This window comes from Schlesneria sp. (genome assembly GCF_036405755.1).
GTDB lineage: Bacteria > Planctomycetota > Planctomycetia > Planctomycetales > Planctomycetaceae > Schlesneria > Schlesneria sphaerica.
On record NZ_DASWWZ010000655.1, the window covers coordinates 1 to 8,076 of the forward strand.

Sequence of the window (8,076 nt, forward strand, 5' to 3'; positions counted from 1 at the left end):
GCCTGGATGACGGATTTGGGCATTCCGAATACGACGCATGATTCCGAATCCTGGGCGAGGACTTCGCCCCCCCGCTCTCGCACCAAACGGCACCCGTCTGTTCCGTCGCGACCCATGCCAGTCAGAATAACGGACACGATACGCCCGTCAAACGCCTCGATTGCGGAACGAAGGGTATAGTCCACGGCGGGGCGGCAACTGTGCTCATGAGGATCGTCCGTCAGTCGCACGACGACCGGTCGGAAAGGCTTCTTTTCAAGACGGACGTGGTGTCCCCCCCGTGCCACGATCGCCATCCCCTTCTGCAGCACCGTCCCATCGGCCGCTTCGACCACCGGAATTTCGCTGGCCTCATTCAGTCGTTTGGCTAACGATGCAGTGAATCCTTCGGGCATATGCTGGACAATAATGACGGGAACCGGGAAATCAGGTTCGAGAAACGGGACAATCCTTCCCAGTGCATCAGGACCGCCGGTTGAACAACCGATGACGACAGCATCAAAGCTCGAACCGTCGGCGGGTTTCAATTTGCGTTGGTCGAATGGAACAAGGGGAGTCGTGTCACGACGGCTCAGAGCGTTCTCACGAATCGCGGAGATTTTCTGTGCGAGGGCGTCCGTAAGCTCGGCTTTATTCGCTGCCGGATCCTTACCGGATGGCTTCAGGATAAAGTCGAATGCACCCTGCAACAGGGCGTCGGTCGTGATTCGTGCGCCTGCTGTTGTCAGTCGGCTGACGATGACGACTTTGGATGTCACCTTTCGCAGCTTCAATTCCTGGAGGACTCCCATTCCGTCCAGTTCGGGCATTTCCATGTCGAGCGTGACCAGGTCGGGCTGAAGTTCAACGATTTTCTGAACGGCCGATTGCCCGTCTGACGCAGTGCCGATGATTTCACAATCAGGAATGGAACGGACGGCATTCGACAGAAGCACTCGAAACAGTGCTGAATCATCAACAGCGACGATGGTGAGTTTGGCCATATGTCAGTTGCTCTGCCGGTACTGCTCGAAAAATGCTTTGAAGTTGTCGGGCTGGAATGGTTTGACGACGAAGTCGATTGCTCCACTCTCGATGCATTCGCGCAGTTTATCCTTCTGATTGACGGCGCTGACCATGACGATGTTGGCATCGGGGTGCAAACTTCGGATGGCCTTCAATGCGGACAGACCATCCATCCCTGGCATCACCATGTCCAGAGTCACCAGGTCTGGACGATGTTGCGTGAATAGCCTCACGGCTTCTTCACCGTTTGTTGCTTCTCCGACGACTTCCCACCCCGCAGACTGGGCGATCTCACGGATTTTCATCCGCATAATCAGGGCATCGTCGACAATCAAGAGCCGGTTCATTGGTCAGACTCCGGGGATTTCCGGGCCAGGTCGAGTTGATACATTGCCGGGAACCGCCTCTCTTCAGATGTATTCACGTTGTGATGGTCTCAAATGGGACAAATAGTGATGTAGCGACCATTTCACAGTTCAGTTGTCGAAGCCCCGACGACATCGACGGTCACACGACCTGTGTCCACTTCAAACGCCAGCCGCCGACCTGCCTTCCCACCGCAATGCCGACCCAGCACCGGAATGCCCGCGGTCTTCAGCAGATGTTCAACAGCGTTGATATTCTGCTCTCCAATCGATGTCGGCCCTGTGGTAGCAAACATGTTGGCACCTCCCGCGAATTTAGCCGAAAGTTGACGTTCGCGGCCACCCAATTCGCGGATCTGTTTCAACAATTCCTCCAGCGCCTGATCAGCGTACTTTCCCGGTGGCCCAGACTGCCTGGTTGACGACGGCAGGACGATATGAGCCAGTCCCCCGACCTGATTCTTCAAGTCGTAAATGACCAGACCGACGCAGGAACCTAGAAGAGTTCGCAGCACAAATGCTCCGCGCGCTACCTCTATCTCACCCATGCCAACTTTCCGTTCAGGAAGCTTTCTGGATTTGGACTGCGATGGGGACCGATCGTGTTCCGTCATGATTGGGCACCGCCTGCATTGTCCCGGCTGGATAGAAGTTGCGACAGGTTTTGCAGTGAGGGCGGGTCGGGGATCAGCAGGAACGTCCAGTTCAGCGGTTGTCCGCGCAGTTCAAATCGGGCTCGCGCAAACAAGACGTGACTTCCGTCTACGGCTTGTTCCATAAACACGGTTTGCAGCAGGCTTTCAGCAAAGTCACGATAGAACTGGGGTGGTGACGGTACCAGGGTCACCGGCGAGGATGCCTCTTGGGTCAAGTTGGCTGCCATGCCGTTGAGGTATGAGCTGCCCAGAATGTTCATTGACTCCAATGCAGACGAAACCTCGATTTCACCCCATTCCACTGCCGTTCCTGGCTCTTTCCCCAGCAGCAGATCGCTCAGCGAGAGTCCGCTCAGGTCGTCAAAAGCCAGTACCATCCGACCCGAGAGGGTCCCCTCCATCTGCATCACGCACATCCCGACGATATCGCCTGTCTCGCTAAGAACCGTTGTGGCCAGATCCAGGGGACATTCATCCGCAGAATCGATCGAGATCACCGCAGGGACCATTAGCCAGCCCTCGATGGCCTTTGATGCCGTTGCGGCTCCCGCATGAAATGCTGCGGTGAGTCGTTGAAGTTGCCCGGAGGTTAGTCGCGCAGCAGGGCTCAATTTAGGTTCCTTCTAGTGAAGCGTGGTCAGGGGACGCGCTCCGGTGCGCGTGGCGGATCTTTCCGAGGCAAGTTCAATCAAGGCCGCACAATCGAGCATCAGACAGACTGATCCGTCGCCCATGATACTCGCACCCGACAGTCCGCGAATGGCAATGAAGTTCTCAGAAAGAGATTTAATCACGATGTCTGCGCGCCCCACGAGAGCCTCAACGCACAGTCCCAGTGTCTTTCCTCGCCCATTGAGTAAAACGACGTTGATATTGCGGTTGTGTGGGCTCCGTTCGGCCGGAGGTGATGCGACCTTATGCCCCCAGTCAAAAATGCTCTCCATACTCGCCAGCGAGATTAATTCGCCACGGACATCGATTGTCAGATGGCGGTGAACAGCATGGATGTTTTCCGGTGCGACCGAGACGATTTCCCTCACGTCATCGATGGGGATGGAAAAGTGACCATCGCCATGTCGGACGAGCAGGCTGCGAATAATGGCCAGTGTCAGAGGTAGCCGAATGGTGAACGTTGTCCCGACTCCGACAACCGATTTCATCTCGATCGTCCCGCTGAGAGATGCGATGGTGCTTTGCACGATATCCATCCCTACGCCGCGACCCGAGATGTCCGAAATCTGGTCGGCCGTGCTGAATCCCGGGTGCCAGATGTAGTCCACGACTTGTTGATCCGACATTTCGCGGACTTGTCCCTCGGTGGCAATCCCGCGGCTGACGATGCGATCTCGAATCCGTGCCGGGTCGATTCCTTTCCCGTCATCACGCACGGTGATGAGGACATTGTTGCCGCGGTGAGACGCCTCAATGGAGAGCGTGCTGATGGCGGGCTTTCCGTTCGCGAGACGTTCTTCGGGGAGCTCGACGCCGTGGTCGATCGAGTTACGGACCAGATGAAGAAGCGGGTCACCCAGTGAATCAATCATCCTGCGGTCGAGTTCTGTGTTCTCGCCATGGACCACCAGTTGAACCTTCTTTCCCCGCTCGACAGACAGATCACGAATGACTCGCTTGAATCGGTTCAACAAGGGGCCGACGGGAACCATCCGAGTATTCAGTACGCCGCGCTGCAAGTTCTTCGAAACGCGCGTTAACTGATCGACGGCTTCGGTAATCTCCAGAAAATGACGGTGCCCCTCATCCCACAACGAGGACTGCTCATCGAGTCTGTCAAGGTCGTCTTCCAACCCGTGAAAAAGAGACTTGAAACTCTCATCGAGTTTCGTTGTCGCTCCCAACTGTCGCTCGAACTTGACCAGCCGGTGTCTCAACCGTTCAGTTAGATCCTTCGTCTTGTTGATAACTGAGGTGCGACGAAACACCGGACTCATTTTGGACGTGATTTCGGCGAATCGAGCATTCGTCACGACGAGTTCACCGGTCAGATTCATCAGCCGGTCGAGTCGATCAATATCGATGCGCAGCGTTTCAGTGACAGGTACCTTTGCGTCGGTGGATTCTGGGGGTATGGGCGATGCGGGTGCGCCGTTGTTTGGTTCGATGGCAGTTGCGGAACTTGCGGCGACATCAGATTGAGGGACAGGGCTGCCGGCAGCCGGCTCGTTTTCGTGGTCGAACGTGACACCCGCCTGAGGTGCCGTATCACCCGGCCCTTCGACGACCAGGTCGTGCGGAGTTTTCCCGTCGGCATTCCCATCGAACTCAATGTCAACGAGCGAAGGCATATCCATTTCGATGGAGTCGACGCCATCAACACTGGCAATCCGTCGGATCTCTTCGAGCTTGCGATCCGTCAGGAGAACTAAGGAGAACAGTGGAAGCTCGTCAAAACTGCGAACGTCCTCAATTTTGGGTTCGCACGAGATGACTTCGCCGATCGATGACAGCCGTGCCACAATCAGCCGTGCCTTGAGGTCGGCCAATTGAAGTCCCGGCTTGAACTTGACCTTAATCGGCACACCCGCGGACATCGAGACGGCGTTCGAAGGTCCAGCAGCAACTGAGGCGGGAGCAGGAACTTCCGGTTCGAATACCGATGCGTCTTCGCGAGGTGACTGCTCGTTGAGTTGGCGGATCAACTCGCTGGGATCTCCTTCATCCGGATTTCCCGCTCTCAGTCGATGGGTAAAATTCCGGAAGTAGTCGACACATTTCAGGACAAGCGTCGTTGTGTCCCGGTCCAACTGCTCCTTACCTGATCGATAGTTTTCGAATCGGTCTTCCAGCGTATGGGCGAAGTCTCCGATGACTTCAAACCCCATCATTCCGCACGAGCCTTTCAGGGAGTGCAGCATGCGAAAGGCTTTGTTCAACGCTTCGGCGTTAGTGGGGTCCCCCTCCAGAAACAGCGTCGCCTCGACAAGAGCATCGAGCTCCTCGGCCGTCTCGTCGAGAAAGACCTGCAGATACACTGACAGATCATCGGATGAAGAGTCAGAATTCTGCGTCGGATTATTCGGATCTGACACCATTGGGTTCCTGACTACTCCTTCTGATACAGAAAAGTACTTCGCTTGGTCAGCATTCCCAACATGTCAAAAATTCCCTCTGAGGGGCCGACGACGAGAAACCCCCGTGGCGCGAGCGCCTTGACCAGATTCTCAATCACGGTCTCTTTTGAAGCCCGGTTGAAGTAGATGAGGACATTGCGAATAAAGATGCAATCAAATGCCGGCTCAGTGATCGGATGCATGAGATTGTGCCTTTTGAATTTCACGATCTCTGACAGGGCCGGTTTGACCTTCCATGCGTTTGCCGCCGTGTCGTGCTGAAAGTACTGTGTCCGCAACTTCAGTGGGATATCGTCCATGGTTTGGGTAGCGAACAGACCGGCGCGTGCTTGGGAAAGTGCCTGTTCGCTGATATCGGTCCCCAGGATTTCGAGCTTCCAGCTTGTCAGCTTGTGCTGGTTTTCGGCAAGACAGAGAGCGATGGAATAAGGTTCTTCTCCGGTGCTACACGCCGCAGACCAGATGCGGATACTGCGGCGGCTCCCCACTTCTTTGGATCGGGCGATCTGCAAATCGACAAACTCGGTACTGAGCCAGTCAAAGTGTTTCTGTGTACGAAAGAATGACGTTTCGTTCGTGGTGATGGCGCTGAGGAATCCGTCGAGTTCCGTCTTGCCGGACGATGAGGTCAGGAAGTCGAAGTAACTCTGGAAGCTCTCGATATTCGTCGCACGCAGTCTTCGACGGACTCTGTTACTAAGTAGTGTGATCTTGGTATCGGGCACACTGATACCGCAGAGTTTCAGAATCAGCTTCTGATACTTTTCAAATTCTTGACGAGTCAGTTGAATCGAGTCCACAGCCGCCCGGCCTTCGAACAAATTGTCCTTCGTGCGCTTCTAAACCTTAAATCGTGCCACGAGATCCTGTAGCGTTGTCGCCTGTGAACCCAGTTCCTCTGCACTGGCGGCCATCTCTTCCGATGCTGCTGCATTCGAGTCAGTTGTCTTGCTGATCGACCGGATTGCAAGCTGAACATCTTTGGCGCTGGCTGCCTGAGTCCTGGTCGAATCCGCGATGCGGGTGATCCCCAGCGCCGTCATTTCTACGGCGTTGACGATGGAACCCAGCGACTTGCCAACCTTTTCCGACAGGTCGGCTCCTTCCGCCACGCGCCGCGTTGATTCCTTGATGAGCTGCGTAATCTCTTTGGCTGCCAGACTCGAACGTTCCGCCAGTTTACGGACTTCATCGGCCACCACGGCGAATCCCAATCCATGCTCACCCGCCCGTGCCGCTTCGATCGCGGCGTTCAGTGCCAGCAGGTTGGTCTGGTTGGCAATCTCACTGATGACCTGGATGATGTCATTGATCTGTTCGCTGGACTTCTGAATCAGCCGCATCGAAGAAATTGCTTCACTGACCGAGTTCCCACCTGACTTGGCCAGTTCCGACGTCGATTCAGCCTGTCGTCGCGCTTCTACTGAGTTCTCTGAAATGTCTTGGATCGAGCGGACAAGTTCTTCGATGCTGGCAGACATTTCCTCAACGGAAGCGGCCTGCGACTGAGCCCCTTCACTGAGATTCTGTGAGCTTTCGGAAATGGCCCGGGCCCCTTCGTTCTGCTGGGCTGCCGACTCGATAAGCTGACCGATCAACTCCCGCAAGTCGCTCGACATCTGTCTGATGCTGAGGCTCAGTCGTCCCAGATCATCTTCCCAATTCTGTTCGAGTTCCTGTGTGAGGTCACCGTTTGCGATGGCCTGAACCACGACCATCAGTTGGCTGATCCGAGTCCGCATGTCGTCCGCAATGCGTTGCTGCTCTGCCTGAAGTGCCTGCTCCCGTTCCTTCGTGTGGACCTGGTCCGTAACGAGTTCCCAATTGATCATGGGGCCGATGTATTTTCCGGCCGAATCGCGGATCGCCACAGCGTTCAGATTGAGGATCTCGTTTCCCAGTTTGATCTGGGCCTGATGCGGCAAGGAGTCAGGGTTGGCCAGAATGCGTCGCTGGTGTTCAGGATTGCGGTGGAAGATGTCGATCGACTGCCCCATCATCTGGTCGACTTTGCAGGGGAGCAGATGCTCGAGTTGCTTGAGTGTTCGGACCGACGCGGGATTCATATAGACGATTTTGAGGTTCTCGTCGGCGAGAATCATGCGGACCGTAGCGTGCTCCAGCATCTGCTGAAGCCGCTGCTGCTCGTGTTCCAGCCGGACTTTGTCGGTGATTCGTTCCCACGTGATCATGGGGCCCGCATAGTTTCCTGCTTCGTCGAACATTGCCGACACCCGCAGTGCGAGTGTTTCGGGTCCCAGTCGGATGTTTGCGAGGTGTGGCAGATTGCGCGGATCGGCGAGCAGTCTTCGCTGGTGCTCTGGATTCCGGTGGAAAATGTCGATCGACTGACCGAGAAGATTGTTCACATCGCAGGGAAGCAGATGCTGAAGCTCTCGAAGTGTCGAGAGAGAGGCCGCGTTCAGGTAAGTAATTCTCAGGCTAAGGTCAGCCACGATGACGCGGACGGTTGAGTTCTCGAGAATCTGTTGAAAATCGATTCGGGGCTCCACCCTTCGGGCAGTAGCGGACGTGCGTCGCGCACGGGGACGCCCTGGTGAGGGTGCGGATGAGAGTGATTCGTCGGTGGCCATAGGATGACTCCAGCAGACAATGCGCTGCCTCAGGCAGTATCGCGTGAGAGCGGTTTCACCGGCTCACGATTCCGCCGATCTCTGAGCGAGGACAGTCGGCAACGCACGTCTGCTTATGACATTGGTTAGTTTTCAGATTTGGAGAGTGACAAAATCGAAGAGCCGCGACGAGCTACCTCTCGGACGTGCTCGAGTTTCGCCGGATCCAGAAGTTCAGCGATATCGAGCAGGATGACCAATCCACTGTCGAGCTTGGCAAACCCCGAGATATAAGCCGCTCCGTCAGCTTTCACGATGTCCGGGGCGGGTTGGATATTTTTGGGCGAAATTTTGATGACCTGGGTCACCGCGTCGACCGTGCATCCGA

Annotated in this window: 8 protein-coding genes; all 8 read right to left on the bottom strand. The window is 55.7% G+C overall.

Features of this window, described 5'->3' with window-relative positions:
• Positions 1-983 (bottom strand): chemotaxis-specific protein-glutamate methyltransferase CheB (gene cheB / locus VGE80_RS21705; RefSeq protein ID WP_440594095.1); only part of this gene is annotated, 983 nt, incomplete at its 3' end.
• 3 nt (positions 984-986) lie between these two features.
• Positions 987-1,352: a response regulator gene (locus VGE80_RS21710; RefSeq protein ID WP_373651030.1), complete on the bottom strand. Its 366-nt coding sequence runs from the start codon at positions 1,350-1,352 to the stop codon at positions 987-989.
• Positions 1,353-1,474: 122 nt separating this feature from the next.
• Complete coding sequence (locus VGE80_RS21715; protein ID WP_373651031.1) at positions 1,475-1,918, bottom strand: chemotaxis protein CheD; 444 nt, start codon at positions 1,916-1,918, stop codon at positions 1,475-1,477.
• A gap of 62 nt (positions 1,919-1,980) precedes the next feature.
• On the bottom strand, positions 1,981-2,637 hold the full coding sequence (locus VGE80_RS21720; RefSeq protein WP_440594096.1) for a hypothetical protein: 657 nt from the start codon (positions 2,635-2,637) through the stop codon (positions 1,981-1,983).
• Positions 2,638-2,649: 12 nt separating this feature from the next.
• Positions 2,650-5,076, bottom strand: a complete 2,427-nt coding sequence (locus VGE80_RS21725; protein WP_440594097.1) for a chemotaxis protein CheW — start codon at positions 5,074-5,076, stop codon at positions 2,650-2,652.
• A gap of 11 nt (positions 5,077-5,087) precedes the next feature.
• Positions 5,088-5,915, bottom strand: a complete 828-nt coding sequence (locus VGE80_RS21730) for a CheR family methyltransferase (RefSeq protein WP_440594098.1) — start codon at positions 5,913-5,915, stop codon at positions 5,088-5,090.
• 39 nt (positions 5,916-5,954) lie between these two features.
• The gene (locus VGE80_RS21735; RefSeq protein WP_373651035.1) at positions 5,955-7,709 is read right to left on the bottom strand and encodes a methyl-accepting chemotaxis protein; all 1,755 of its coding nucleotides are present in this window, start codon (positions 7,707-7,709) and stop codon (positions 5,955-5,957) included.
• Between the two features lie 125 nt (positions 7,710-7,834).
• Positions 7,835-8,076 (bottom strand): chemotaxis protein CheW (locus VGE80_RS21740; protein WP_440594099.1); only part of this gene is annotated, 242 nt, incomplete at its 5' end.

What these genes read in the sequence shown, in the direction of transcription:
- VGE80_RS21715 (WP_373651031.1), bottom strand. Translation starts at nt 1,918, where the DNA reads ATGGGTGAGATAGAGGTAGCGCGCGGAGCATTTGTGCTGCGAACTCTT.
- VGE80_RS21735 (WP_373651035.1), bottom strand. Translation starts at nt 7,709, where the DNA reads ATGGCCACCGACGAATCACTCTCATCCGCACCCTCACCAGGGCGTCCC.
- VGE80_RS21710 (WP_373651030.1), bottom strand. Translation starts at nt 1,352, where the DNA reads ATGAACCGGCTCTTGATTGTCGACGATGCCCTGATTATGCGGATGAAA.
- VGE80_RS21725 (WP_440594097.1), bottom strand. Translation starts at nt 5,076, where the DNA reads ATGGTGTCAGATCCGAATAATCCGACGCAGAATTCTGACTCTTCATCC.